At 35.7% G+C, this 24,552-nt stretch carries 22 protein-coding genes; 4 read left to right on the plus strand and 18 right to left on the minus strand.

Going from position 1 to position 24,552, the window contains the following annotated elements:
- Positions 1 to 61: 61 nt before the first annotated feature.
- The 13 genes from IGL86_RS07680 to IGL86_RS07740 all read right to left on the minus strand — a co-directional run bounded on the left by IGL86_RS07680 (position 62) and on the right by IGL86_RS07740 (position 14,896).
- Positions 62 to 1,084 carry a lysozyme family protein gene (locus IGL86_RS07680; protein WP_104842593.1) on the minus strand — a complete coding sequence of 341 codons (1,023 nt, stop codon included), beginning with the start codon at positions 1,082 to 1,084 and terminating at the stop codon, positions 62 to 64.
- Positions 1,071 to 2,861, minus strand: a complete 1,791-nt coding sequence (locus tag IGL86_RS07685; RefSeq protein WP_104671127.1) for a CD3337/EF1877 family mobilome membrane protein — start codon at positions 2,859 to 2,861, stop codon at positions 1,071 to 1,073. Before IGL86_RS07685 ends, IGL86_RS07680 begins: the two co-directional genes overlap by 14 nt.
- Before the next feature lie 6 nt (positions 2,862 to 2,867).
- Positions 2,868 to 5,390, minus strand: a complete 2,523-nt coding sequence (locus tag IGL86_RS07690; protein WP_430605589.1) for an ATP-binding protein — start codon at positions 5,388 to 5,390, stop codon at positions 2,868 to 2,870.
- Positions 5,391 to 5,403: 13 nt separating this feature from the next.
- Positions 5,404 to 6,090, minus strand: a complete 687-nt coding sequence (locus IGL86_RS07695) for a TcpE family conjugal transfer membrane protein (protein ID WP_104842591.1) — start codon at positions 6,088 to 6,090, stop codon at positions 5,404 to 5,406.
- Between the two features lie 2 nt (positions 6,091 to 6,092).
- Positions 6,093 to 6,416 carry a TcpD family membrane protein gene (locus tag IGL86_RS07700; protein WP_104671124.1) on the minus strand — a complete coding sequence of 108 codons (324 nt, stop codon included), beginning with the start codon at positions 6,414 to 6,416 and terminating at the stop codon, positions 6,093 to 6,095.
- Complete coding sequence (locus IGL86_RS07705) at positions 6,417 to 7,436, minus strand: conjugal transfer protein (protein ID WP_104671123.1); 1,020 nt, start codon at positions 7,434 to 7,436, stop codon at positions 6,417 to 6,419. It lies immediately after the preceding gene.
- A 15-nt stretch (positions 7,437 to 7,451) separates the two neighbouring features.
- A complete protein-coding gene (locus IGL86_RS07710) occupies positions 7,452 to 7,814 on the minus strand; it encodes a hypothetical protein (RefSeq protein WP_104671122.1) in 363 nt (120 codons plus the stop codon).
- Positions 7,811 to 8,296: an antirestriction protein ArdA gene (locus IGL86_RS07715; RefSeq protein WP_104671121.1), complete on the minus strand. Its 486-nt coding sequence runs from the start codon at positions 8,294 to 8,296 to the stop codon at positions 7,811 to 7,813. The genes IGL86_RS07710 and IGL86_RS07715 overlap by 4 nt, the downstream gene beginning before the upstream one ends.
- A 12-nt stretch (positions 8,297 to 8,308) precedes the next feature.
- Positions 8,309 to 9,610 (minus strand): XRE family transcriptional regulator, encoded by a 1,302-nt coding sequence (locus IGL86_RS07720; protein ID WP_104671120.1) that lies wholly within the window; start codon positions 9,608 to 9,610, stop codon positions 8,309 to 8,311.
- 428 nt (positions 9,611 to 10,038) lie between these two features.
- The gene (locus IGL86_RS07725) at positions 10,039 to 11,151 is read right to left on the minus strand and encodes an FtsK/SpoIIIE domain-containing protein (protein ID WP_430605590.1); all 1,113 of its coding nucleotides are present in this window, start codon (positions 11,149 to 11,151) and stop codon (positions 10,039 to 10,041) included.
- A 315-nt stretch (positions 11,152 to 11,466) separates the two neighbouring features.
- Positions 11,467 to 11,871 carry a DUF961 family protein gene (locus IGL86_RS07730; RefSeq protein ID WP_104671118.1) on the minus strand — a complete coding sequence of 135 codons (405 nt, stop codon included), beginning with the start codon at positions 11,869 to 11,871 and terminating at the stop codon, positions 11,467 to 11,469.
- Positions 11,872 to 11,887: 16 nt separating this feature from the next.
- Positions 11,888 to 12,208, minus strand: a complete 321-nt coding sequence (locus IGL86_RS07735) for a hypothetical protein (protein ID WP_104671117.1) — start codon at positions 12,206 to 12,208, stop codon at positions 11,888 to 11,890.
- Positions 12,209 to 12,229: 21 nt separating this feature from the next.
- Positions 12,230 to 14,896 (minus strand): SpaA isopeptide-forming pilin-related protein, encoded by a 2,667-nt coding sequence (locus IGL86_RS07740; protein WP_104671116.1) that lies wholly within the window; start codon positions 14,894 to 14,896, stop codon positions 12,230 to 12,232.
- 274 nt (positions 14,897 to 15,170) lie between these two features.
- Between IGL86_RS07740 and IGL86_RS07745 the strand changes: the two genes are divergently transcribed.
- A complete protein-coding gene (locus tag IGL86_RS07745) occupies positions 15,171 to 16,943 on the plus strand; it encodes a hypothetical protein (RefSeq protein WP_104671115.1) in 1,773 nt (590 codons plus the stop codon).
- A gap of 65 nt (positions 16,944 to 17,008) precedes the next feature.
- Here IGL86_RS07745 and IGL86_RS07750 read toward each other — a convergent pair whose 3' ends face one another.
- From IGL86_RS07750 to IGL86_RS07770, 5 genes are all read right to left on the minus strand, one after another.
- A complete protein-coding gene (locus tag IGL86_RS07750) occupies positions 17,009 to 17,653 on the minus strand; it encodes a hypothetical protein (RefSeq protein WP_104671114.1) in 645 nt (214 codons plus the stop codon).
- Between the two features lie 342 nt (positions 17,654 to 17,995).
- Positions 17,996 to 18,343 (minus strand): 50S ribosomal protein L19, encoded by a 348-nt coding sequence (gene rplS, locus IGL86_RS07755; RefSeq protein WP_002357176.1) that lies wholly within the window; start codon positions 18,341 to 18,343, stop codon positions 17,996 to 17,998.
- Between the two features lie 143 nt (positions 18,344 to 18,486).
- On the minus strand, positions 18,487 to 19,227 hold the full coding sequence (trmD, locus tag IGL86_RS07760; protein ID WP_002391322.1) for a tRNA (guanosine(37)-N1)-methyltransferase TrmD: 741 nt from the start codon (positions 19,225 to 19,227) through the stop codon (positions 18,487 to 18,489).
- Positions 19,217 to 19,741 (minus strand): ribosome maturation factor RimM, encoded by a 525-nt coding sequence (rimM, locus tag IGL86_RS07765; RefSeq protein ID WP_010713301.1) that lies wholly within the window; start codon positions 19,739 to 19,741, stop codon positions 19,217 to 19,219. Before rimM ends, trmD begins: the two co-directional genes overlap by 11 nt.
- Positions 19,742 to 19,848: 107 nt before the next feature.
- Positions 19,849 to 21,210 carry an Nramp family divalent metal transporter gene (locus tag IGL86_RS07770; protein WP_002360069.1) on the minus strand — a complete coding sequence of 454 codons (1,362 nt, stop codon included), beginning with the start codon at positions 21,208 to 21,210 and terminating at the stop codon, positions 19,849 to 19,851.
- 196 nt (positions 21,211 to 21,406) lie between these two features.
- Here IGL86_RS07770 and IGL86_RS07775 point away from each other — a divergent pair, with 196 nt between their 5' ends.
- The 3 genes from IGL86_RS07775 (at position 21,407) to IGL86_RS07785 (ending at position 24,514) form a co-directional block, all read left to right on the plus strand.
- Positions 21,407 to 21,781, plus strand: coding sequence for a VOC family protein (locus IGL86_RS07775; protein WP_002381774.1), 375 nt, complete (start codon positions 21,407 to 21,409; stop codon positions 21,779 to 21,781).
- Positions 21,782 to 22,002: 221 nt separating this feature from the next.
- Positions 22,003 to 22,611, plus strand: coding sequence for a TVP38/TMEM64 family protein (locus IGL86_RS07780; RefSeq protein ID WP_002383106.1), 609 nt, complete (start codon positions 22,003 to 22,005; stop codon positions 22,609 to 22,611).
- Positions 22,612 to 22,711: 100 nt separating this feature from the next.
- Positions 22,712 to 24,514 (plus strand): glycerophosphoryl diester phosphodiesterase membrane domain-containing protein, encoded by a 1,803-nt coding sequence (locus IGL86_RS07785; protein ID WP_033626014.1) that lies wholly within the window; start codon positions 22,712 to 22,714, stop codon positions 24,512 to 24,514.
- Positions 24,515 to 24,552 lie beyond the last annotated feature (38 nt).

Consider the following 24,552-nt stretch of genomic DNA (forward strand, 5'->3'; position numbering starts at 1 on the left):
AAAGAATTTAAAACTATTTTATCATAAAAAAATTACAAATCTATTTTATGATAACGTTTAACTATAGTATTCCATATCCTAAAATATAGGGAGTATTCATTTCATAATTTCTTTTTGCAATAATATCTCCAGAATTTCCTTCAATGGTATGGACAGTGTTATTTTCAAACTTCTCCACAATCCCCACATGATCACTAACCCCATCACCATCCCAATCAAAGAAAACAATTGCCCCACTTTTTGGCTCAACACCTCTGTCTTGCCACTGATTATTCGCTTTAAAATTATTTATTCCAGTGGGACAATAAGCAAATCGCTCCATCTTTACGTTCGCTTTTTCTGCTACATATGAAACAAACGTTGCACACCATTCTACACGACTATTAAAGCCATACCAACGCCAATATTTTTCGCCACCTTCATGTATACCTTCCGACAATTCGTTTAATGCTCCTTTGGCAAGCGCAGAATTTCCACCACTACTATTGTTGTCAGAGGTTGAAGAAATATACTGCTTCACAATTTGACTATAAAACATGTTGCCATACGCATAGCGATAATCATAGCCCAAGCTAATTGCTACTGGATTTTTGTAGGTAATGGTCTGTCCATTTGCCTGACTCTTGGAAAACTGAATAGCACTCTCTAGTGAGTAGCTTTTACCAGAATGACTCAAAAAGTCACCTCCAAAATTGTAAGCCTGTACAATGTTTAAAATCTCATACTCTCGATGCCCTTTCCACATATTCGCAAAGTATTTTACCCCGACTTCTATTGATTCATCGGGATCTGTTATGGAATTCGGTGGTCTTCCTTGGCTTTCACTACACTGCATAATATCGGGATATTTTTCAGAATTCCCACCTGACTCTACCATGATAATTCCTAATAGATAAGGCACCGCTTCGGATATCTCATTTTTAACCGCTTCTTTTGTTACTTTTTCTTTCCAACGAAGCACCACTTCTGGAAGATTTTGTTCCTCTTCCGTACCAGTAACATTAGTCGATGAACTTGCGCCCCCAATCAGTAAAATGAAGATAAAAAAGAACCCTAGTAAAGGCATACTCTTAAATAGCTTCATAGGCTGATTCCTCAATAGTTTCTATTTCCTCATAGGTTTCTTGTCTGAGTTCACCCATTTCTTTTGCTAATTCTTTGGCTTCTTCTAGTTCTACAGGTATTGGTTGATGCTGGGGTTCAGAAGTAAAACGAGGTGTTTCCATTTGATCGTCACTATTCTCTTCATTTTGGTATACCAGCTGCTGTTCATCTTGCTCAGAAACAGCTTGCTGTTGACGGAAACTATCATCCATTTCTTCTACTGTTAGGATTGTTTCTTGCTCTTCACTTGGCGATATTGACACCGTATCCAATTCGGATTCGCTGTAAGAAAGCACCTCATCTTCGCTATCAAGATTACTTGATTCTTCTGTCTTAACTGAGTCGTTCACTGATTCAGTTGTAGGTTTTGCTGCTTCTGTATCGAATGAAACTGATCCAGGAGAGGAAGCTTCATTTCCAGCTTGAACCAATAGATTATCCTTGAAATCATTCTGTTGATAGGCACGATCTAACTCTACCCCAGAACGAAGATAATCATTTTCTGCGGTTTGGGTCTTATAAGCTTGCTCAGCCAATCGATTCTGGTGATCTTCTCGTTGTTCTCTCTTTTGTTGTCGTTTACTAGTTGGACTTTTAGGAAAAGTAAAATCTCGTAACTCTGTTTTCCCTTTTGTCAGAGAACGAACAATCTGTCCTTTATTTTTCCAGATAAATAGACCCAATAAAACTTTGACAAATAGCCCCACTAACATAGTAACAATATTTGTGACGACAAAGAAAGAATCCAATAGATTGATAGTAGAAAAAAGTAACCCAAAGCCAAAGCCTATCCCAACTTTTGAGGCAAACAACGTCCCCAGCATCATAAAGCCATTTTTTATTAAATGGTGCATATTGGGAATTAGTGCTAAAAATAGTAGGGATGGAAAGAGAAAAACAATCCCGTAAATCAACAGCTGAATCAAAATGTTGGCAACACCTATTAGTAACACTGCAACCCCTATCACAAGTAACATCACAAAAGTATTCAGTAATACAGCGACTTTTTCTGTCATACGATCCGAAGTCAGGTAAGAATTTTTTTCGGAATCTTGCTTGATTTTTTTCTCAATTTCTTTCGTTTTTTCTTTGTCAAAAGAATCTCCTTTTTTGACTAAATATAGCTCAAATTGTTTCTTTGTAATATCTGTTTTTCCAAAATTGAGTAATGCATATGGCTTAATGATAAATTCATCAAAAATCAGGTTACGAATATTACTCGTGCCATCTAGCTGCTGCCCACCACCAACCAGTTTTTCTGTTGTGCTTTGATTACTGCTGTTTAGGCTACCGCTCGTTAAATCTACTAGTTGCCCTTGAACGTTCTGTGAAATCGTATTGACCTCTTGGACTTTGGCTGCACCATCTGAAAAAAACACCAAGCTCCCAGCATAAATCAATGTAAAGATACCAAAACGAATCAAAGCTTTTGTAATTCCTTTTTCAAAGAAGTCCTTCACTGATATGACAATCACAAAAGTAAAAAGTAAGATCCCTAACACGCTAAACAGCTGATTATAGATAGAACTAGCTGTAGAGAATAAATCTGGCAATACTCCCTCCAAAAGATTTAAACTAAATAATTGTTCAATGACATAATCAAGCGCAAGAACCACATACTTAATCAGTCCGAAGGCAAGGTTAATTAAGGCGTTTAGAACACCTTGCAAATTCTCATTAATACTAAACCAGCCTCCCTTTTCAAAGAAAGACTGGAAGGAATCAATATCGAAGACATCTTTTAACAATAGGCTCACTCCCTTCTATGCACTAAAGGCAGTTTCCACATCTGCACTTGAATTTTTCTTCACAGTTTGTAACATTTGATGTAATTCTTCATAGGGGCAATAGACCAACATTTTCCCAACACGTCCTCTTAAATCTAAATAAAGGCAATGATATTTAGGTAAATTCTTTAACCACTCGATGTTCTCTTCACTCACTTCTAACCCTAAATGGCGAAGAATTTCTTCTCGTTCATCTTTATCATCATAGGCAAAAATACGACCAAAATTCCCTGTATCATCTTCTTCTGCGGTATCTTTCACAGACTGTGTCACAATTATTAAAGTATTGTTAAAGCTTCGACCGACTCGACGCATGGATTTAATAATCGCTCGCCCATTTTTTGATGTGTTAAAAATCCAGCTTTCATCAAAAAGTACCACAGTGCTTTCTTCTCGATCTCGCAAACCAAACAATTCACAGAACTTTCCAATACATATCATTAACATGATCGATTTTCTTTGGGTAGCACTATAATCACTACTTGGTGTTTCTGCTCTAGGCATTTCTAATCCTAACACTTCCAGTACAGTCACTTTGTTATGAAGATTTAAGCCTTCATTTTCACCATAACTAAATGCCAATTCCAAAATAGACCCTTGAACGGATTTTTTGATTAAATTAGCAGTATCTCGGACTTCCTCATTGTCATTTTCTAACATGAAATCAACCACATTAAGAAGACCCACTCGTTCTCCATGATCTCGTTTCTTCAAAACAACTTCAATGCCTTCTAACATGGCTAGACGAGATTTCTTCTCTCTAGCACTAGTAAAGTCGTACAGTTCTTCAAATAAATCTTGTGCCATATCTTTTGCGGCAACTCGGTTCGGAATAAAACAAATAGGATCAAGAACTCCCTTATTACTCTCTTTATCTGGATCAAGGCGGACTTGGTGAAAATGTTGCTGAACGAATGCACACGTCTCAGGGTATTTTTTCTGATAAATTGGGTCATTGATCACTTCCATAATCCAATCAAAGAATTCTGATTTTGGATCAACATATAGTCCTTTTCCTTTCATCAATACGGAGAGAAAGAACACAAACTTAGCCAAATAAGATTTCCCATTTCCTGTGGGTCCTGTAATAGCAATGTGTGGACTATTCGCCTTTTTATCAGCGATATCGCTTTGATTGCCAATAGATGGATTAAAGAATACTGGCTTTCGACTGGTTTTTGCAATTTCTTTAGGCGTTAAATTCCGTGTATTTTTCAATTCTGAAACCATACCAATTGGAATGCCTACATTGTCCCCAATTCTATTTTCTACCCCTAGCATTAATTCACTGATTCCCTCTACTGTGGTGTAATGAATCCAATTTTTTTCGGGTCCTAACTTATTCCCAGACAAGAATTGATGAAACAGAAAAACTTGATCTGCTAACCCTTTGACAACATCCACATTGCGAGACTGGCAAAGAGAGAGTACCGTACGAATTCGACTGCGACACTCTTCTGGCGTTTGCCCAAAGACACCAAAAAGTCCCAACCATTTAATGACCGGGACTCGTAAATCAATTTTATTATTTAAATCAGTCAGAGCATACCGATTAAACCGACTGGATTTCATTTCAGCATCACCCATGGATAGGGTTTCTTTTGCACTATTCTTTAAGCGTTTGGATGCTCTAGAAGATTTTCCTTTTAATCCTTTGCCTCCTTTCAAGGGCTCAAAATGTGCCTTCAACCGAAACTCTACTGGAAAAGGCAGGCTTTGAATTAGCTCTGCCACATGATTAAATGCCAAATTCGGCGCAAATTTATGAATTGGTAATAGCGCAATGTAGCTAGTTCCTTCTAAACTTCGTAACTTCAACAAGCCTTGTTCCTCTGTAGGATCAAGAATCGTATCAGTTAGTGAATACCCCTCTTTTTCAATAAAATCACTATCAAAAGAGGTATTCATCCCACGAACATAGGGATAGCGACAAACTTGTAATACTTCTTTTTCAGTTAATCTCCGACCATTAATCGCCCCAACTAACTGAAAGACTTCTGTTTCAATGATACGATAGCGTGCCAAAAAATCCTCGTCAATGGTCATATGATACTGCATAATTGCTAAAAGTTTGCCTGCATAATAATCCACCAATTCCATTATTTTGCCTTTAAGGGAAGTGGCAGACGACAGACTAGACAGCTTCACACCTATATAAAATTTCTCTGTTGTAATCACTCGTAACTGACTTTCTAATTCAGACAAAGTGCGATCAATTAAGGCATTCCCCATGTCTTGAGCTTGTTCATCAAAGCTTTTAGAAAAAGCAGATAATCGCTCATTAAGATTATACGAATGGGGATTAAGAAATAACTCAAAATCTTCAAAACGCCACAGACTTTGAAGAAACTGGCTCCACTTCCGTTTATGTTTTTCTTGTACTTCTTTATTCTGACCAATGACATACTCACTAGGACACGTAAAATATGCCCATACCTCATTTTCTGTCGTAATTAACACATTCTGATAAACTTTATGAAAAGGCTGTTTTAATTTCATACTTTTCCTCCTCTTACAATAATCGAGTGATTCGTTTACGTATGGATTGCTTGATTACTGATTGATATTGCTCTTTCAACTTGGGTACCTCTGTCAGTGGAAGCAATCCATCCACATATTGTCGATGAAGGGTCTTTTTCATAAGTAATACCTCATCATCTGTTTCAAATAATTCATAGAATCCTTCTTCTCTTGCCTGTATCGACTCAAATTCATGGATGAGTTCTGGAACAATGACTTCTTTTATTTCTTGTTTCACTTGATCAACGGTTACCGTACTCATAGTTTTTGCTTCCTCCTTTATCATTAATTGACTCACCGTACAACGGTGATAAATAATTTTATCTTGTTTCATTGTTTGGAGCTGCTCATGGTATAACACCTGATGTTTCAGGACATATATCACAAAATAGCTCAGGTAATCTTTTAAGAAAATGTCGGCTCGTTTACCATCTGGTTCTACACGATTAAACAATTGAACCAACCCATAAGGAATCGCAATAGAGACCATAATCACTAGCTGATTCATTCCAAATAAAAGCAATAAGCAGCTGAAAACCAGCCCAAAGCTCACAGTAGCGACAGTAAAATCTTGCGCATAGACCACAAATGGTAAATTGACATTTTTGGCAATTTCTCGAATCATATAAGGGGCATTAAACGGTTCACGATAATCTAAAATCTGTTTCTCTCTGTACATGGTTATAACCCAAAATAGCTTTTTAGATTAGACAATGAGTTTAGAATACTTGCAGGGTCTTTAATCACGGCATAAATAATGCCACCAAAAAACAGAATCGCAAAGCCTTGTATCCATTTTGAATTCATAAATTCTTTAATGACTAAATAAACAACAACGACACCGAAAATGGGAGCAATCCAATCATTTAAAATGTAGTTGCTGGCTTCTTTTGCGTTCGCATCGGCATAAGCCGAAGATGCAGTTGAAAAGAATAAGAAAACTGCATTACAAATAGCAGTGAGTTTCATTTTCAAAATCTGTTTTTTAGAATAAAGTTGATTCATTTAAATTCCTCCTAAATAGTGTCGTAATTTTTCAATAAAATACGTATTGTCTCGGTGTTTTAGTCCTAATGTCATCGTTTCTATATGATTACTTTTGGTCTGTCCATCCACTAGTTTGAACGTAACAAAGACGACAATCTGTTTCTCTTTTATCAAGGGTTCAATCGCTGCATCTGTAATTTGATAATCACTAGTCAATAACTCTGGCTCTTTCATCAAAAAGCTCATGTCTTCTATCGAATCTGAAACATATTTTTCAAGAAAAGCTTGCACAAAACTGGTAATTGCTTTTTCTTCTTTATTCTCTAGTCGTTGGTACTGAGATCGATCAATTATTGCTTGAAGTGCCTTTCCAGATGTTAACGAAGGTTCCTTTGAAAAATAAGGATACGCAGTAACTTTAAACGATTGATTGTCTAATTGAACAAAAGGAATATTGAGTAACGTTTTTACTTCACTTTTCTCGTAATCGATGTATTTTTCTTTGACTGTTACTTCTTTGTCACCTTCTTTTTTCTTCACTTCTCGTTCTTTTGTGATGGGTGTTATAATTTCATAAGCAATCTTATATTTTGCAATCGTTTGTCCCTGCTCACTTACCAAATCATAAAAATCAGCAGAAAGTAATTTTCTCTCAAGCCCTGTATTTTTCTCTTCTTCCTGCTCAAAGTTAAAATAGGTATCCTGTAACGTATTAAGTCTTTCTTCAAATGCTTTTTGATCAGCTGGAATCGAGATATAAGTAGTAATAAAAGGATGTAAGAACTGCTTATATAATTCAGATACAACAGGCGTACTCGTATTTTTCGACAGTTCTTCTTGGATAGTTTTGGTTAATGCTGTTTGTTCACTTTTTATCCTTCCTTGGATCTTGAAAGACTGAAACAACGCAATTGGACCACTTACTACTAAAAAAAGTGTCAGGATCAGAACACTCAGACGAACAGTTCGGATATTTGCCGCTTTTTCTTCTTTTGGAACAACTGGCTTTGGTTGTTTTTTCTCTTTTATAAAGTTCATGGAGTCACTCCTTTTTTAATGTAAAAAAGAGAACCCCTTTAATAAATAAAGAAGTTCTCTTGTAGAAAGCTGAATCCCGTAAATTTTCAAACGACTAGGTTGGGAGCTAAACAGATAGGTTGCTTTGTAAAAATCGTAGGAAAAGCCACGATATAAACCAGTCTCACTAAAGCGCTCCAATCCTTCAATATAAAGACTCGTATTCTTTGACAACATTCGTTCAAAACACAGTTCCCTTTTAGGCTGAAACACTAAATTCTCTTGTTGTGTCATTTTCTTAACGGTAAGAAATTGTCGGGCTTGTCGCTCAGGGATTTTCCCTTCCAAGCAAATAAATCCATAATGTTTCAATTCCTCGGCTAATTGTTTCTGGTTCATGTCATAACCTCAATAATGGTATTGTCACTTGCTTGATAGAGCCTGCCATCTTGACGTAAATCTTCTCCAATCCCTTCATAGTCAATATTCCATTTGATAATATCGGGTACGCCAGAGAGATAACCAAGATCATCCATTAATTGTTCCGCATAATCCTTGTAAGAATAACAATCAGAATAGACTTGAATTTCATCAATCTGTTCAAAAGCATTTAAAATATCATTGAAAAACCCATAATCAACCAGTTCACCTAAATAGTTAATCGCAGGGTGTCCATTGTGTTCATCCAATTGTTCAGCAACTTCATTCATTTCATTAAAATTTTCATAATGAGGAATTGTAAAAGGTGCCATATAGTCCGTTATCAAATGTTCTTGCCCATCATCTAAGCCGATTTTTTCTTTCACTTCTTCCCAGTCAATGGGTAATTCAAACCATCGTCCTTTATTAGCGTGGAGATTTTCAATATATAATTCAATCATTTCATTCACCTCTTATTCAAATAAAAATTGAGCTAGCAATTGTTCCACTTCTTGTTGTGTAACAGATACAGTTTTAGAGGATACAACTTCTTCCTCTTCTTGTATTAACAACTCTTTAATCGTTGTGGTTAGCTTTGCCAACTCCTCTTGATCTTTTTCTTTCAATTCTGCTTGTTTAATCCGAGTCATTAATTCATCTGTACCAAAGGTTTGGTCCATAATCCAAATTTTCTTTAACGTTGGGGCAAGATAATTGGAGAGCCAACGTAATGACTTTTCATAACTCGGTTTCTCTCCTTTCATGGTCAGCTTCAGTTCTTGCATACTTTCAATGACCATTCGCCAGTTGGCGCTGTATTGAGTACGCAACCCAGCTTCATCACAGTCGTAAACTTTGATTGCAGTATCAATTAGTTCTTTGCCAACCCATTCCAGTGTTTCACCAGTAGATAATAAATATTCAACAAAGAGATAGGCTTTTTCATCCGCTAATCGGATCTCATAACGATTCTTAATGCCATACTTTTGACGAGCCATTTCTACAGATATTTCTTCTTTTTTCGCTAATTCGTAATCTTTTTGATAGAAATTCAAATAGAATGGTGATTGACGTGAGCCAAAATATAGAGACAGACCTTTATTTGAACGTTGCCCATTTTTCACAACAATTCCCCCAGTAAAATCGAAGTTACGAAACGTTGTGTCCACTAATCCTTGTTCGTATTTTGCTTTCAGTTCAAATAAATCATAGCTTGGATATAGCAATGAAACCTGCTCATCCAGTGCCAAATCTATTCTAGTGATTTTTGTATCAATCATCCGATGATTATCAAAAAGATTCGTCTCATATAGTCGCCAAAAGAACTCTGTCCATGTTTCTTGTTGCTCTTCCAACACTAGCTCATACTCACGACACCCTCGACCTCGTAATTCAATCATGACACCCATGTCTAAGTTTTCAGGATTAGCGAACACAAATATTTCACTAAAACAATAGGTTTCTGTATAGTGGTTAAACCCATAATTTTTATAAATAAATACCTCTGGATTCATTCGTAATACCTTTTCAATGACTTGATCTGGGGCATGAATCTTAAATCGAATCCGAAGAAAATCAATTTTCGCCTGCATTGGAAGAATCCCACCTTCTAAACAAAATGTTTGGTTGATTCGTTCAATAGCAGTTTTGTTTATGGTGCGTTTCCCTGTTTCAATCATGGATAAATAAGATTTACTCCAGTGAAGCTTGTCTGCAAATTGCTGTTGGGATAACCCTAGTCGATTGCGTAATTGTCTGATTTCTTGATTGGTCATTTTTAGCCTCTTACCTTTCTTGTAGTTCACAAAATCAATCCAAATCGTTCACAAGTTTAACTATCCATTCAAGCTAGGTTACATAAGGATTTCTGATGATTTTGTATCCATATTTTTAAAAAGTTACCCCCATGTTATTAAGCGGGGGTAACAGGTTAGAGCGAGCGTTGCTCGCCCTAACCACTACACAGTCACAGACAGGACACCTGCCTGTTCCTTTTCGTTCTACCGCCACCCGTTAAGACGAGTGGCTTTCACAAGGAAACCTTGTTCATAGACGAAGTAGTCCATATCAGCTCCTTCCATCCGCTGAGGCAACGAAAAAAGGAAAACGAAACACACTTCTTTTCCTTTCCCTTTTTTCATTGAAATGTGTTGGTTTCCCATATACTTTATTGGTTACTGTTTCTCAATATACTTTTAGGTAGTTACTCTGAGTTCTTTACCTCAAAGGCTTCTTGCGCTTCTTCAATTTCCTCCTCAGTCGGATCAACCTCTCTGGTATCTAATAGTTTCATCGATTCAATCTTTTCAAATTCTTTTAAAAAGTTATAGCCTTTAGGAACAAATGGCGCATAGAATTCTCTCGGTACAGCTGAACCATCATCCACATACCCTCTTCCTTTTATTGGTTTATTGATGAACGCTTTATTTTTTTGATCCGATCCAAAAGTCATGTAATATCCCTGTTCTTGAAGCTTTCCAACACTCACTCGAAACAGAATATTATCTCGAATCCCTCCACCAAAGTTCTCTGCATCAGGGCGTTGTGTTGCAAGAATTAAGAAAACACCTGCTTGACGAGCCTTCAATACCAATTCTTTGATATACCCTAAAATTTCATCCTGCTCTTTATAATTTAGGGTTCCAAAAAACGCCGCCCACTCATCAACGATGATGAAATAAGGTGGAATATCGTAATAAGCAAAATTCTTACCTGTTGTATAGGTTGGAAGAAGCTTCATGTAAACATAACGGCGATTCATTTCTGCCACAGCATTTTTTAAACAACGAGTGATCCATTTTGTGCCAGTAAAGATATGCCCCTTGAATAATTTAAGGTCTTGTAAATCCTTTAAATCAGCTTCTTTTGGATCACAAATATCAACAGTTCCCACCTTCACTAACGCTTGAATCAATGTCAAAATCAGGTAGGTCTTGCCTCCACCGGTGCCTCCTGTAATCAACATATGCGGCACTTCTGCATAATCCCAAACCACACCATCCATCAATTTGAGTTGACCATTTGTGACAACACAATCCGAAATGGTAATTCGTTTACTAATGACATCAATCATCAAGGAATAGGTTGTAAAGCCCATTTCTTTCTGTACATTGATAAAATCAGCAATGTACATTTCTTCAAAGGTTTTCGCAATCTTTTCAAACCGATCATGCCATTTCATTCCATCTGTCGGAACCGTTAAATAAAGAATTTCCTTGGTATTCCGATAGTAGACTTTAGGGAAAATCATCTTTTCTGTGGTTTTTTCATTTGATTTTCGTTCTTTTTTGTCATACAAGCCATTGCTTTTTAGCATCCGCGCTAACATCTGACGTTGATAGGCTCGATAAAAGAACCCACCTTTGAGAAAAGATTGTCTTCTCCCCCATAAACAAATGAACAACGGAAGTAAGAGCAATAAAAAAAGCCCTCCAACTGGAAGAAGGAGAGCAGCATAATCTATTGGTTGTTTTTCAGAAAATTTAGTTACAAATGGATATAGTCTGAAATAGCCATATGCAGAACTAGCAAAAAGCGCTGGAGACCACATACCCAACAAGTAATAACAGTACAGATTCAAGTGATACGGACGGATTCTGATGCCTCTGTAGTTTAGAAATTTCATCTCTTATTACCCTTGTGCCGTTCCAGCTGGCTTTTGTTTTTCAGGTTTCTGATGTAGTGCTGCTACCTTTTTAATTCCACCAGCTCGAATTTTAAAGGCTTGTTCTGATTGAATTGAATCATTGTACCCTGCATAAGAAGATAACCAAGCTAAAGCAGTCACCTCACCTGTTAGTTCAATTTCATCATCATAAGAGAATGATGTTAAGTCGGCAGCTTCTGGTAGTGCAATATCAATTTGGTCATTTTTTGCTTCTGAATAGACCGTCACACGCTGTTCCCTCACCATTTCTGTTCGGTTGCCTTCACTATCATTTTCATAGATGGACTGAGCGCTTAAATAATAACAGGTTCCAAATGTTTTACTGATATCAAAATCCTTAATCGTATTTTCTTCAAATTTTAAACTCATTTGTTTTTCCTCTTTTCTAGTTTAGTGTAATTAGCTGTTTGGCAAAGACTTGTAATTCTAACGTTCGACTGGCAGTTCCAATGTTATTTCTTTTGGCACTAGGAACCAGTGTTGCATCCTTTAATTCCACTTCTTTTCTTCCATCAAACCGCTGTGAGTTTCTTAAATTTGGTATAATAATCTCAAAATCTGGATGCAGTGCAGATGAAGCAGTGAAAATGCGACAAGGGATTCGTTTTCCTTCGACATAAATTTCTCGTTCTTCTTTCACTGTAGCTTTGATTTTAGTACCAAGTTGTTGATCCTTTAATGCAATACTCGTGACACGATTGGACATAATTGATTCCTTCTTTCATTCTTATTTTGTTTTATTTCCCTGTTTTTTCTTTTCATAAAAGTAATAGCTAGCAACACCAAGCAGTAGCAAGCTTCCTAGCACAATTCCTAAAATAGACGTTGTTTCACCTGTTTGCGGTAAACTTCCTTTTTCGTTTTGAATGAGTTGATTGGTCATGGTACATTTGACGATCTCACCTTCTTCCTTTATTTCAAATTGAATCGGTGTTTCGTCTAATTGATAACCTGATGGGGCATCAAATTCTTGGAAATAGTACACACCTTTTGGTAATTTTTCAAAGGTAAATTGACCTTGGTTGTCTGTTTTCCCTTCAATCACTACTTTTTTATCTTTATCGAGAATACGAATACCAGTATTTGGTAGAGTTTTTCCATCCGATACGTCTGTTTTTGTTAATTCTGCATTCCCTTTAACCAAGTGGTTTTTAAGCTCCAGTAACACGATTGGCTCATCTTTTGTAGGTTTCTTAGAATCTGGCTCTTCGGTCTGCTCAATACTTTCCTCTTCTTCACTTGTTTCTTCATTCATTGTTTCACCAAAAAGTTTACCTTTACTATCATAGGCTTGAACGCCTTTTAGTGTAGAGATAATTTGATAGGTTTCAGAAGAACCTACATAATCCTCAGAAGATGGTCGCTTCTCTTTCAAATAGAACGTTCCTACAGGTACATTCGTGAACGTAGCTAAAGAATCCTTATTGACTGTGACTGTTTGAATCACTTCCTTGTCTTCCGTTTCCAGAGTAAAAATAGCACCCTTGCCATTTCCAGTGAAGGTAAAATTATAGCCATTTTTTTCTTCTAACATTGCTTCTTCATTTACTTTCTTTAATGAAAACTGATTAAAATGAAGTTTATTTAACAGTGGTAGTGATTCATCCTCCTGATTGTCTTTCGATGCATAAATATCAATCACTTTTTCTGTTTCATGATCCGCTGCCGTAAACTCAAATTCATGATGCGTGGTATCAATCTCATGGGTTTCTCCAGCATCCAATTCTTGAATATAATACTTGCCTTCCATCAGTTGACGATTAGAAAAAACAAGCTCCCCTCCATTAACCGTTCCAAATGCTAATAAAGCATTAGCTGGCACAGTGGTGTTGTCAGTCATGGTATATTCTTGGTTCGTAAATAAGCCAAATACTTTGTCATTCGCTTTCACTTCCTCTAATACTGGCTTACTTCCCTCCCACTCCTGAATCTGTTCTTCATTTTTATGAACAGTGATTTTTAACTGTTGAAAGTCATTCTTTGCTTCAAGTGATTGAGAAACGAGCTCAACATTTTGCCCTTCATAGGTAAATTCAAAAGGTAACGGTGCTTTATTGATCAGATAGCCAGCAGGCGCTTCGGTTTCAATAGCTTCATATTTTCCTAAATATAGCTTAGGCATATTGATTAATTCACCATTTGTATCTGTTTTGACAGTTGCAACAACACTTCCTTTTTTAGCATGAACATAATCACCTACTTTAATGTCTTCACGAGCTTTAATCATAAACGTTACATCGGCTAGAGGAACATAATTAAAGGTAATATCATGTAGCTGTCCATAGTCAGAATCCTTAGTAGTAACAGTGGTTGCTTTCTGACCTGTCTTTTTCAATTTTAATAATCCTTGTTGAGCTTTGTTTCCAAACACCACTTCGATTGTTTTATTCGGTTCAATTGTGATTTCTTTTGATTCCCCCTTATTCACGAACCCATTACTAGCAGTAACCTCCGTAATTTTTACTTTCGTACCTGCTTTTAATCCATCAATTTGAGCAAGACCATCCATATCAGTCACCAATTCTTTTGTCTGTCCATTATACTCAAATTTCATTTTCGTATTAGGCACAGCTTTCCCAGTATCTTCATCCACTTTTTTTAATTTTATATTCCCATTTAAGTTCACTTTGATTGCTAGATTCATTTCTCCAGCATTGGATAATTTAAATGTGGCTACAGTCTGTTCACCGGGTTTCTTATAGATGAAGCTTTGCCCCACTTGATCTTTTGGCACCATACTGTACTGAAGCTTCCCAGACTCTCTAGAACTAGCCGTAGCAGTTAATTTTAACGTATTTCCACTCTTTTCAACTTGTAGATTTGCTGAATTTTCTAAAAGATTCCCATATTTTGATAAAACATTATTTGTATCTTTTAGCGTAATAGACTCACCAACATTTAAGGTGAGGTTCTGATTCGCAAAACTTGGCTTAATTTTATGGTTGACTACCTTTTTTAGAATTTCATTTTTTCGATTGGCATAGTTTGGAAGCTGAGTGCTCAATAATGTATCACCAAACTCTTCCCAAATGATGTTTTGAGTAATCCCATAATTTTCCATTGTAGGGCTAATTTGATAGCCATAATAGGAAATCAAAGATAGCCGTTCTTTTTCTGCACTATTTAGCTCAGAAGGTTCAAATCCTGATCCACCATTCAGTAGAACACCGTGTTCAATACAAAAAGCAGATTGATTATCTACCTTAATCATGTGCACACCATTATCTGTCCAGTGCTGACCACCTAAAGATGCAATATGCCAAGTTGAAACGTAATTTCCAATCTTCTCATAATTAACAGTAGCTGCAAAAGCCGTAATAGGGGTAATAAAAAAAGCAATCATCACTGTGAGAACACCCACTAGCGAGATTGCTTGACGTTTTTTCTTATTCATTTGTTTTCCTCCTAATTAATATATAGCATTGTTTTTGTTTTCGGTGGTGATCTTATTTTATTTTTCATTCTCTCCTTTTCCAATCTAGAAATGACTAGGATAATATATTTTTATTTATCATAAAAATCCTTATTGTTTAACGAATATCTATTCAGTATACTGTTATCATAGAGTTAGAAATATAACGAGGTGACTTAAACTGAATAATTTAAAATATAAAATTGGCAAATTAAAAAGACAGATATTGATTAAATACTACGCTAAAGAAGCCAAAATGAAATATCCACTACTGTTAATACGATATAGATTAGGTCTATTACTAGAAATTGCTTTCGTAATGATACTAGTCTTAGTTTTTTTTAATATTATTGACGTTTTTGATTATCCTCTACTAGACAAATTTACTAAGTTAATCGATTTGAAAGACGAACAATTAGCAAGACAGATTGTCTTTTCTCAAGTAAGCCTATCATTCTTAATTTTATCTTTATTATCTTTCCTAACTAATTTAAAAAAAGACAAAATTTTAGGCACTTCTATCTATCGTATCATTTTTTCTTATTCAATATTTGGAAATCTAACAATGTTATCTGGAGCAGTTTTCAGCTTATTATTTGCAAACATTTTAATCTATTTTAACGATCCTAAATCTGCTGTGATTCCTTACAATTTTTTAGTAACTATGATCTTATTATCTGTATACATCTTAAAAATTATTATTTTCACGAATAATCAGAAAAAATCTATTAACAAAATAAGTACGCTTTACTACACGAAAAACATTCGTATAGTTAAGCATAACTTCATCGAACATAATAAGACTTACCAAACACCTCAAATTATCTTTGACCTAATCGAAGATACTGAACGAAAGATTCGGAAAAATGACATTGAGTATATTATTAATTTTCAAATTTATTCACAGTTGAGTAACCTAACTTTAAGAAACTACAGAAAGAAAGTCCAAGAAAATTATACAGAGAAGTATAGAAAAAAGGACGACATTACCACTATTTGGATCAGACAAATTTCAGTTCTAATTGATTGTAATCTTTTGGCTCCAGCTATAAAACAGTATTGCGAAATTCTAATTATCCTTATAAATAACAGTGTATTTTTAGAGAGCCATGAGCTGAATGGAATACTCAGTAGAATTTTAAAACACTTCAAGAATAATTCTAATATAGAGGAGTTTGTGCACCTTGAAGATCAACTCTACAGAGCAATGAATTTAACTATTCGGTACACATACTTTAAATTGAATAATGATTTTTCTTACACTAGACTCGGAAAACATAATCTCATCCATATGTTCGGAACGAATGCAAATTTTTATAAAGAATACTATCAAATTATATGGGAAAGCAGCGAGCTTTCAAAAACTAAAAAAAGAAAAATGACATATGAACTAATCGAAAATATTAGAATGTTCTCATATGAAATTGACAGCCCTTTCCACTATAACTTTCATAGTATAAATTCTCACTACTACAGTATATTGGAAAAAGAAAGAGAAAATTTAGATGGAGATTTAGAGTTAGTTGGTATCCCTTTAGGCTTACTTCTTCATGAAGCTATTTTAAGAAAAGACTATGTGACAATCTACCATCTGCTATTTGATTTTAATATAAACTCTATATATTATTCATGTTTGACGGTTGTCCCAAGACTCATTTCACAATACTTAAATAGCTCTAAAGATAATAAGTATCTAGAAGATGTAATCAAAATTTTATTGATAAAACTTGAAGGTTGGGATAGTTATAAACTAAAAATCAACAAAAACAAAGTTATTCAAAATGAAACTAAGGATAAACTTTATTCAACATTTTTTTTCCATCCATCCGATGTAAAGAGTTTAAATATTGTGTATCAATCGATTCAAATGAAGAAACATAATATAGATATAAAAAGCGTTAATAATAAAAATTTGAAAAAAATTTATGGGATTGTTATTAATGACAGTGAAAATGCATCACTGAAACATAGATGGTCCGAAAATCAACAAGAAATTATTGAGCTTTATCATCCCAAAATACCAGAATAGAAGTCAATTAGCTCAAATAGAAAAGCATCCTCATTTGAGAATGCTTTTTTGTCATTGAAAATTCTTTACTTGAAATTCCTAATTAATTTCTCAATCTTGATTTCTCTATAATCAAAACCAATCTCTTTCATCAATTCTTCCCAAGACTTCCCAGTTTTCCTCATAATTGTATCCACTGATGGTAAATATTCTGAATTCGCTCTGTTTCTAAACTCGTTCATTGATAAACTCTCTTCCAAACCTAATCGAATAATCTCATTTCTTAACTCAAAAAGAAGTTCAAAATTTGAGAATGATTCTTCTGCTTCTCTTTTAAAGAAAGGTTTAATATCATCAAATCGTTTTTTCAAAGTATCTAGAGAAGGAACAGCTTTATTTCCAACAGTGCTTCTCTCGTAAGATCTTTGAGAACGTACTCCTTCTTCTTTAATAAATGTTACAACAATTTCTTTCAATTCATCATTGGGTATTTTCGACCAACAATATCTCTCTAATCTATTTTCACCTAATTGAATCAGTAATTTATCCCAAGATCCAAAGCGTTCTTTGATAAACCACAAACTAGGAACTTCTTTAGGAAATTCTTTTAATTTTTGCTGATATTTTCTTACGGAATCAATGTGATGTTTTTCAATAAATTCCGAAATAACCTGCATTAGTTTCAAATCACTTTCATGCTTCCAAATTACTCTCTTATCATCATTTTTCATAATAGATGTCTCCTTAACTATATTATAGAGAATATAGTTCTATCATCCTTTTTAGCAACCGCTAGGTACGCGTCGGCTTATGTCTCCCTTCTTAGCAAGTCAACCTCAACCTTGCTAAATTCGGAGGTTCGTATTGGTATTTTCGGATGACTTTTGTCGTCAGCGTAATCGTTAAATTTAGCCCACTTTTGACTACCTATGTCGTCAAAATGGGACAATCTAGGACAATTACAGACTAAAACACCTTTTTTTACGAAATTTAGGAATAAAGACAAATAGAAAAAGCCCTTGATAGACAAGGACTTTTCACATTCGAAATTTGATAGACAGTCAGAGACTTTCTTATCTTCTGATTTCTTTGATACGAGCTGCTTTTCCGTGTAATGCGCGTAAGTAGTAAAGTTTTGCACGACGTACTTTACCGTAGCGAACCACTTCAATTTGAGCAACACGTGGTGTGTGTAATGGGAATGTACGTTCCACACCAACACCATTTGAAACTTTACGTACTGTATAAGTTTCGCTGATTCCAGCACCACGGCGTTTAATTACAACACCTTCGAATAACTGGATACGTTCACGAGTACCTTCGACTACTTTCGCATGAACGCGAACAGTGTCACCAGGGCGGAACGCAGGAATATCCGTACGTAATTGTTCTTGTGTTAATTCTTGAATTAATGGATTCATTTTATCCTTCTCCTTATTCCCAAATATTCTTATGGTCACTTCTGCCACAGCGGAATATTGTAATAGTTAGAGCGCATTGCACTCACCAAATTAGTTTACCACAGACAAAATAAGCTGTAAAGAGAATTTTCTTGAAAGTTCCCTTATTTTTGCTCTTCTTGTTTAATTTCCTCTAATAACTTCAACATTTCAGGCGTCATTTCTACTGATTCCAACATGTCAGGTCGACGCAAAAAGGTCCGTCGTAATGATTCTTTTAGTTGCCATTCTGCAATTAATTTATGGTTCCCATTCGTTAGCACGGCAGGGACTTCCATATTATTGAAAATAGCAGGTCTGGTATATTGTGGATGCTCTAATAGGCCAGTGGAATGTGAATCCGTTTGTGCAGAAAGATTGTTACCTAAGACATCAGGTAATAAACGGACTGTCGCATCAATCATGACCATTGCGCCTAATTCGCCCCCAGTTAAAACGTAATCCCCCAATGAAACTTCATCTGTGACCATCGTGCGAATTCGCTCATCATAGCCTTCATAATGTCCACAAATAAAAACTAAATGTTCTTCTTGTGAAAATTCCTCGGCCATTTTTTGATTAAACGGTTTTCCTGCTGGATCTAATAAGATGACCCGTTTTGGCTGCTGGTTTGTCTCTTCTTCAATTGCCTTTAGGTTATCATAGATCGGTTGTACTTTTAAAAGCATCCCCGCGCCACCGCCATATGGATAATCATCGACCGTTTGGTGTTTGTTATCTGAAAAATCGCGAAAATTAGAGACATTCAATTCTAATAACTGCTTTTCCCGAGCTTTCCCAATAATTGATTCCCCCATTGGTCCTTCAAACATTCTAGGAAAAAGAGTTAATACATCAATTCTCATCGTCAATCAATCCTTCTGGAATGTCCACATCAATCCGTTGATTTTCGACATCGACTTTTGTAACAACGCCTTCAATATACGGTAAAAGTAAATCTTTTTTCTTTGGTCGTTGGACGACCCACACATCATTCGCACCAGGAGATAAAATTTCTTTAATTTTTCCCAGATCACTACCGGTTTCATCATAAACAGTGGCACCAATGATTTGGTGATAATAAAATTCGTCCTCTGCCAATTCAGCGAGATTGTCTTTTGCAACTTTTAAAATACCGTCACGATATTTTTCAACATCGTTGATATTTGGATGTCCTTCAAAGCTTAAAATGTCAAAATTCTTATGCTTGCGGTGGGACTTCACGACCAATTCAATTGGTGCTTTTTTCTCTTGAAATAGCAGTAACGTTGCCCCTTTTTGATAACGTTCTTCTGGAAAATCCGTTTTCGAAATGACCCGAACTTCTCCTTTGATTCCTTGTGTGTTCACAATTTTTCCTACATTTAAATAATCTGTCACGTGAAAGCCTCTCTTCCTTGTATTTCATCTTTCCTATTCTACCATTTCTTACGCGCAAATTCTATGAAAAAACAAAGGCCAACTTTTCCAGTCAGCCTTTGTTTTTATTAATTCGTTAAACCAGTTAATGTGCCATAAATTAAAAATAAATTCAATAACGTCAAGGCAATTGCAATAATCCAAGCTAAAAATTTCACCCACGCTGGATTCGCAAATTGGCCCATTAATTTTTTATCACTTGTATACATCGTTAAAGGAATAATCGACACTGGCAAAGCAATACTTAGGAAAACTTGCGTATAAAGCAACAAGTCTTCAACAGCCGTTTCGCTACCGCCATAAATAATAACACAGATAATGACTGGCACAATTGCTAACAAACGAGTTAACACTCGTCGTGCCCATAACGGCATTTTTAAATGGATAAAGCCTTCCATTACAATTTGTCCTGACAGCGTACCTGTAATCGTTGAATTTTGACCCGAAGCCAGTAAAGCAATTGCAAAAAGAATACTTAACACTGGGCTAGCAATATTACCAACAATATCTGGATTTTTCAGAGCATCAAATAAATCAACAAATTTACCTAATTCACTGTTGGTTCCATAAAATAATGCTCCTCCTAAAATTAACAACAAACAATTTACGACAAAAGCGACAGTTAATTGAATATTTGAATCCCAAGTAGTGAAACGAATTGCTTTGGCTTTTTCAGCATCATCGTTACGATCAAATTTCCGTGCTTGCGCAATGGAAGAATGCAAATATAAGTTATGAGGCATGACTGTCGCTCCAACGATCCCCAAGGCTAAAAATAACATGGATTTATCTGTCGCTATTTTTGTGTCTGGAATAAAACCTCGTAATACTTCACCAACATTTGGATCTGCTAATGCCACTTCATAAGCAAAAACAAAAAAGATGACTGCAATTAAACAAGAAACAATTGCTTCGATTTTGCGAAAGCCTAACTTTGTCAGTAGCAAAAGTAATAAAACATCAAACGTTGTTATCAACACACCAATTAATAATGGAAAACCAAATAATAATTGCAAAGCAACGGCACCACCAATTACCTCAGCGATATCTGTTGCCATTATGGCTAACTCCGTCACCACCCACAAGGCAACGCCCGTTCGTTTACTTGTATGCTCTCTAGTCGCTTGAGCTAAATCCATTCCTGTCACGATTCCTAAGCGTGCAGCCATACTTTGTAGTAACATGGCAACTAAACTAGAAAGTAAAATCACACTAAGTAACGTGTACTTATATTCCGCTCCGCCAGCAATTGACGTAATCCAATTTCCTGGATCCATATAACCAACAGCCACTAAAGCGCCAGGTCCGCTATAGGCTAACAAAGTTCGCCAAAAGCTTGCGTTTTTAGGTACCTCGACGGTATTATTTATCTCTTCTAAACTAGGTCCATTTGCATAATTAAGCATTTTTTCCGTTTTCTTTTCTTTCATCCAACATCCCTCAATCTATCTTGTTCACACATTTCACTTTTAGGTACACCTAAAACTAGTTAACATAATTATAGTCTTCTTATTCTTCGTTGTAAACTGTTACATTCTAATTTTTTAAGCACTTTCGCTATAAATCGTTTGGTTTTTACCAAAAAATCCCTTACACTTATTTTATCATAGATCGGAGGTTATGAGGATGAAGTTAGATATGGTCGGTATTATCGTCAACGATATGACACAAGCACTCTCTTTTTACCAAACGCTAGGTTTTAACGTGCTGGGAGAAGCTTCGCCCGATTACACAGAATTACAAAACAATGGCGTCAGGATTTCTTTAAATTCACTACAAATGATTACTGGTGTCTATGGGTTTGCGCCTAGCCAGCAAGGCGATAAAATCGAACTTGCTTTTCTTTGTGAAACGGCCGCAGAAGTTGATAACACCGTGAAAAAAATGAGCCAAGCTGGTTACATTGTTTTTAAAGAACCTTGGAATGCACCTTGGGGCCAACGATACGCAATCATTAAAGACGTGGATGCAAATTTAATTTCACTCTTTGCCCCTCTATAATATTACTAAAAAATGCGCCACTTTCGTTTCTTTTACTCTCTTTCGAAAGATCAGTGCAGAATGGGTCTTAAGTAGGATGTCTTTTCTGTCTCTTTTTTTGTATAATAAACTTATCAAATGATGTGTATCTTACAACTTTGTTCGTTTGCAGAAAGAACAAACGATGTTTTTTATTGATAAAAAGTTATATACTAAAAGTACGATGAGTATAACTAAAGGAGATGAGAAATGTGAGTGTTACCCTATCTAGAAAAATTGTTAATATTATTTCCATTTTGGGCATTGTTGCAACCATAATTGCAACCATCTATTTTATCCGATTAGGTGTCTTCAAGGACATCAATGCACTAAGAGGACTAGTAGGGCAATCTGTCATTCTCGGTCCGATTATTTTCATGTTAATTCAGATTATTCAAGTGGTTATTCCGATTATTCCTGGTGGTGTTAGCTGTGCTGCAGGGGTCTTGATTTTCGGGCCAACAATGGGCTTCGTCTATAATTACGTTGGTATTGCACTTGGCTCTATTATTATTTTCTTATTAGGTCGTAATTATGGGAAACCATTCATTATGAGCCTTGTCAGTGATAAAACATATAACAAGTATATCGGTTGGTTAGACAATGAAAAACGTTTTGAACGATTGTTTGCTTTAGCAATTTTCTTCCCAATTGCACCGGATGATGCGCTTTGTTTAATGGCCGGTTTAACAAAAATGTCTGTGAAAAAATTTACTCTGATTATTTTATTAGCAAAACCTGCTTCTATCTATTTATATAGTCTTGCGTTAATTTATGGCGGTACATTTTTAACTAGCTTACTGGGAATGTAAAATAAATAAAAAAGCGAACGGACTAAATCAAAACTCTGCCTGTGTCAGTTTGATTTAGTCCTTTTATTATGGAATTTTGGTAGAAACTGGGGGACTTTTGATGTTTAGTTATTTTAAAAATAGTATTGTGAATACGCTAGATTTTCTTAAAGGGACAACGGCGTATTTTCGCGATGTGCTCTTGATGCACGGATTTATGTTATTCGTTCTATTGCCTTTATTGACAAGTTTGTCCAATTTGGTACTCAAAGAAGGTGGGATTGATTATATTTCCTACGATAACTTAGGGGCAATTGCTACGCAACATCCCTATGTCCTTTTGACTTTTCTACTAATTGGGCTGTTAATTTTACTGGCGCTCTTTTTTGAATTTACCTTTTTATTGCTTAGTGTTTATTTTATTAAGAAAAAGCAACCAATTACTCTAACGCAATTATTGCACGGCACCTTGCTTCAGATCAAAAAAGTTCGAGGAATTACCTTTCTGTTTTTCCTGGCATATTTCTTTTTGATTTTACCATTAAGTGGGTTAACCTTCCGCTCTTATTTATTAACAAGAGTTAAGATTCCAGCCTTTATCTTAGATTTTATTTTTGCAAATCGCGTCATTATTATTATTGGTTTCGTATTGTTAGAACTGATTATCTTATATTTAGCGATTCGACTTGCTTTTGCCCTTCCAGAGTTGATTTTACGTGATGTTGGTTTTCGTGAGTCTTTAAAACGTAGTTGGCAAATTACAAAGCGACGCTTTTTCCAGATTTTAGGACAATTTATTATCATTGGTGGAACTGTTTTAGGGATTTTTACGGCTGGCTATTTCTTGATATTTTTAGGTCAAACCGCAGTCGAAACGTTTAAACCTGAGTGGTCTTTACCTAGCGCTGTCATCGCTATGACGCTCCTTCAGGTTATGATGCTCTTAAACTTGGTGTTGTCTAGTGTTGCTATTTTTTACATTATTGTTGATGATATGGAGGATGAAGGGATTTTGCCTGACACGCCAGAATGGTTCACCCCGAAATCAGAGGTTCGGGTAGAATGGACCACCTTCAGAGTCGTTCTTTTTTGTTTGATTGCAATCATCTTCGGAATTGGTGTAGGCACCTATAATACGAATTACCTAAGTCATACACCTGACCGAAAACCGGTTACCATCTCCCATCGTGGTGTTAATGGTAACAATGGCGTTCAAAACACCTTGGACTCTTTAATCGAGACCAATAAGGCAAAACCTGATTATGTTGAAATGGATATTCAAGAAACCAAAGACCATCAATTTATTGTCATGCACGATTTTAATTTACGGGCGTTAACGGGTGTTAATAAACGACCAAATCAATTAACACTTAAAGAATTAACGAATATGAATGTCACAGAAAATGGTCAAACTGCTAAAATGGTTTCTTTCGATGATTATTTAGCCAAAGCCAATCAATTAAAACAACGTTTATTAATTGAAATCAAAACCACGCCTCAGGATAGCCCTGATTTAGTGCAGCGCTTTGTCAAACAATACCGCGAAAATATTTTAGAAAACGGCCATATCCTTCATACCTTAACCTATGATACGGCGATGGCCTTAAAGAAAGAAGAACCACGCTTTTATGTAGGCTACGTTATTCCTTTCAACATTGTGGGACCGCCTAAAATGCCAGTTGACTTTTTTACTATGGAATACAGTACAATGAATCGTAACTTTGTAAATGCCGCTCATCATGATGGGAAAAAGGTTTATGCTTGGACAGCAAATGATGAAGATGTTATGACACGAATGATTTTTTATGGCGTCGATGGCATCATTACCGATCAGCTCAGTCTACTGAACGAAACAATGAAAACCGATTTAGAAAATCCAACATACTCCGATAAACTGTTGAATTTCGCTATTGGAATGGGTTAAAAAAAGAGCCAATCTGCTGAGCAGATTGGCTCTTTTAC

The organism is Enterococcus sp. DIV0774, from assembly GCF_050539095.1.
In the GTDB taxonomy this organism is placed as follows: domain Bacteria; phylum Bacillota; class Bacilli; order Lactobacillales; family Enterococcaceae; genus Enterococcus; species Enterococcus faecalis.

Bases quoted from the DNA above. Each gene is read 5' to 3' on its own strand.
- IGL86_RS07680 (WP_104842593.1), bottom strand. From the start codon at position 1,084: ATGAAGCTATTTAAGAGTATGCCTTTACTAGGGTTCTTTTTTATCTTC.
- IGL86_RS07690 (WP_430605589.1), bottom strand. From the start codon at position 5,390: ATGAAATTAAAACAGCCTTTTCATAAAGTTTATCAGAATGTGTTAATT.
- IGL86_RS07695 (WP_104842591.1), bottom strand. From the start codon at position 6,090: ATGTACAGAGAGAAACAGATTTTAGATTATCGTGAACCGTTTAATGCC.
- IGL86_RS07700 (WP_104671124.1), bottom strand. From the start codon at position 6,416: ATGAATCAACTTTATTCTAAAAAACAGATTTTGAAAATGAAACTCACT.
- IGL86_RS07705 (WP_104671123.1), bottom strand. From the start codon at position 7,436: ATGAACTTTATAAAAGAGAAAAAACAACCAAAGCCAGTTGTTCCAAAA.
- IGL86_RS07710 (WP_104671122.1), bottom strand. From the start codon at position 7,814: ATGAACCAGAAACAATTAGCCGAGGAATTGAAACATTATGGATTTATT.
- IGL86_RS07715 (WP_104671121.1), bottom strand. From the start codon at position 8,296: ATGATTGAATTATATATTGAAAATCTCCACGCTAATAAAGGACGATGG.
- IGL86_RS07720 (WP_104671120.1), bottom strand. From the start codon at position 9,610: ATGACCAATCAAGAAATCAGACAATTACGCAATCGACTAGGGTTATCC.
- IGL86_RS07725 (WP_430605590.1), bottom strand. From the start codon at position 11,151: ATGCTAAAAAGCAATGGCTTGTATGACAAAAAAGAACGAAAATCAAAT.
- IGL86_RS07730 (WP_104671118.1), bottom strand. From the start codon at position 11,871: ATGAGTTTAAAATTTGAAGAAAATACGATTAAGGATTTTGATATCAGT.
- IGL86_RS07735 (WP_104671117.1), bottom strand. From the start codon at position 12,208: ATGTCCAATCGTGTCACGAGTATTGCATTAAAGGATCAACAACTTGGT.
- IGL86_RS07740 (WP_104671116.1), bottom strand. From the start codon at position 14,896: ATGAATAAGAAAAAACGTCAAGCAATCTCGCTAGTGGGTGTTCTCACA.
- IGL86_RS07745 (WP_104671115.1), top strand. From the start codon at position 15,171: ATGAAATATCCACTACTGTTAATACGATATAGATTAGGTCTATTACTA.
- IGL86_RS07750 (WP_104671114.1), bottom strand. From the start codon at position 17,653: ATGAAAAATGATGATAAGAGAGTAATTTGGAAGCATGAAAGTGATTTG.
- rplS (WP_002357176.1), bottom strand. From the start codon at position 18,343: ATGAATCCATTAATTCAAGAATTAACACAAGAACAATTACGTACGGAT.
- trmD (WP_002391322.1), bottom strand. From the start codon at position 19,227: ATGAGAATTGATGTATTAACTCTTTTTCCTAGAATGTTTGAAGGACCA.
- IGL86_RS07770 (WP_002360069.1), bottom strand. From the start codon at position 21,210: ATGAAAGAAAAGAAAACGGAAAAAATGCTTAATTATGCAAATGGACCT.
- IGL86_RS07775 (WP_002381774.1), top strand. From the start codon at position 21,407: ATGAAGTTAGATATGGTCGGTATTATCGTCAACGATATGACACAAGCA.
- IGL86_RS07780 (WP_002383106.1), top strand. From the start codon at position 22,003: ATGAGAAATGTGAGTGTTACCCTATCTAGAAAAATTGTTAATATTATT.
- IGL86_RS07785 (WP_033626014.1), top strand. From the start codon at position 22,712: ATGTTTAGTTATTTTAAAAATAGTATTGTGAATACGCTAGATTTTCTT.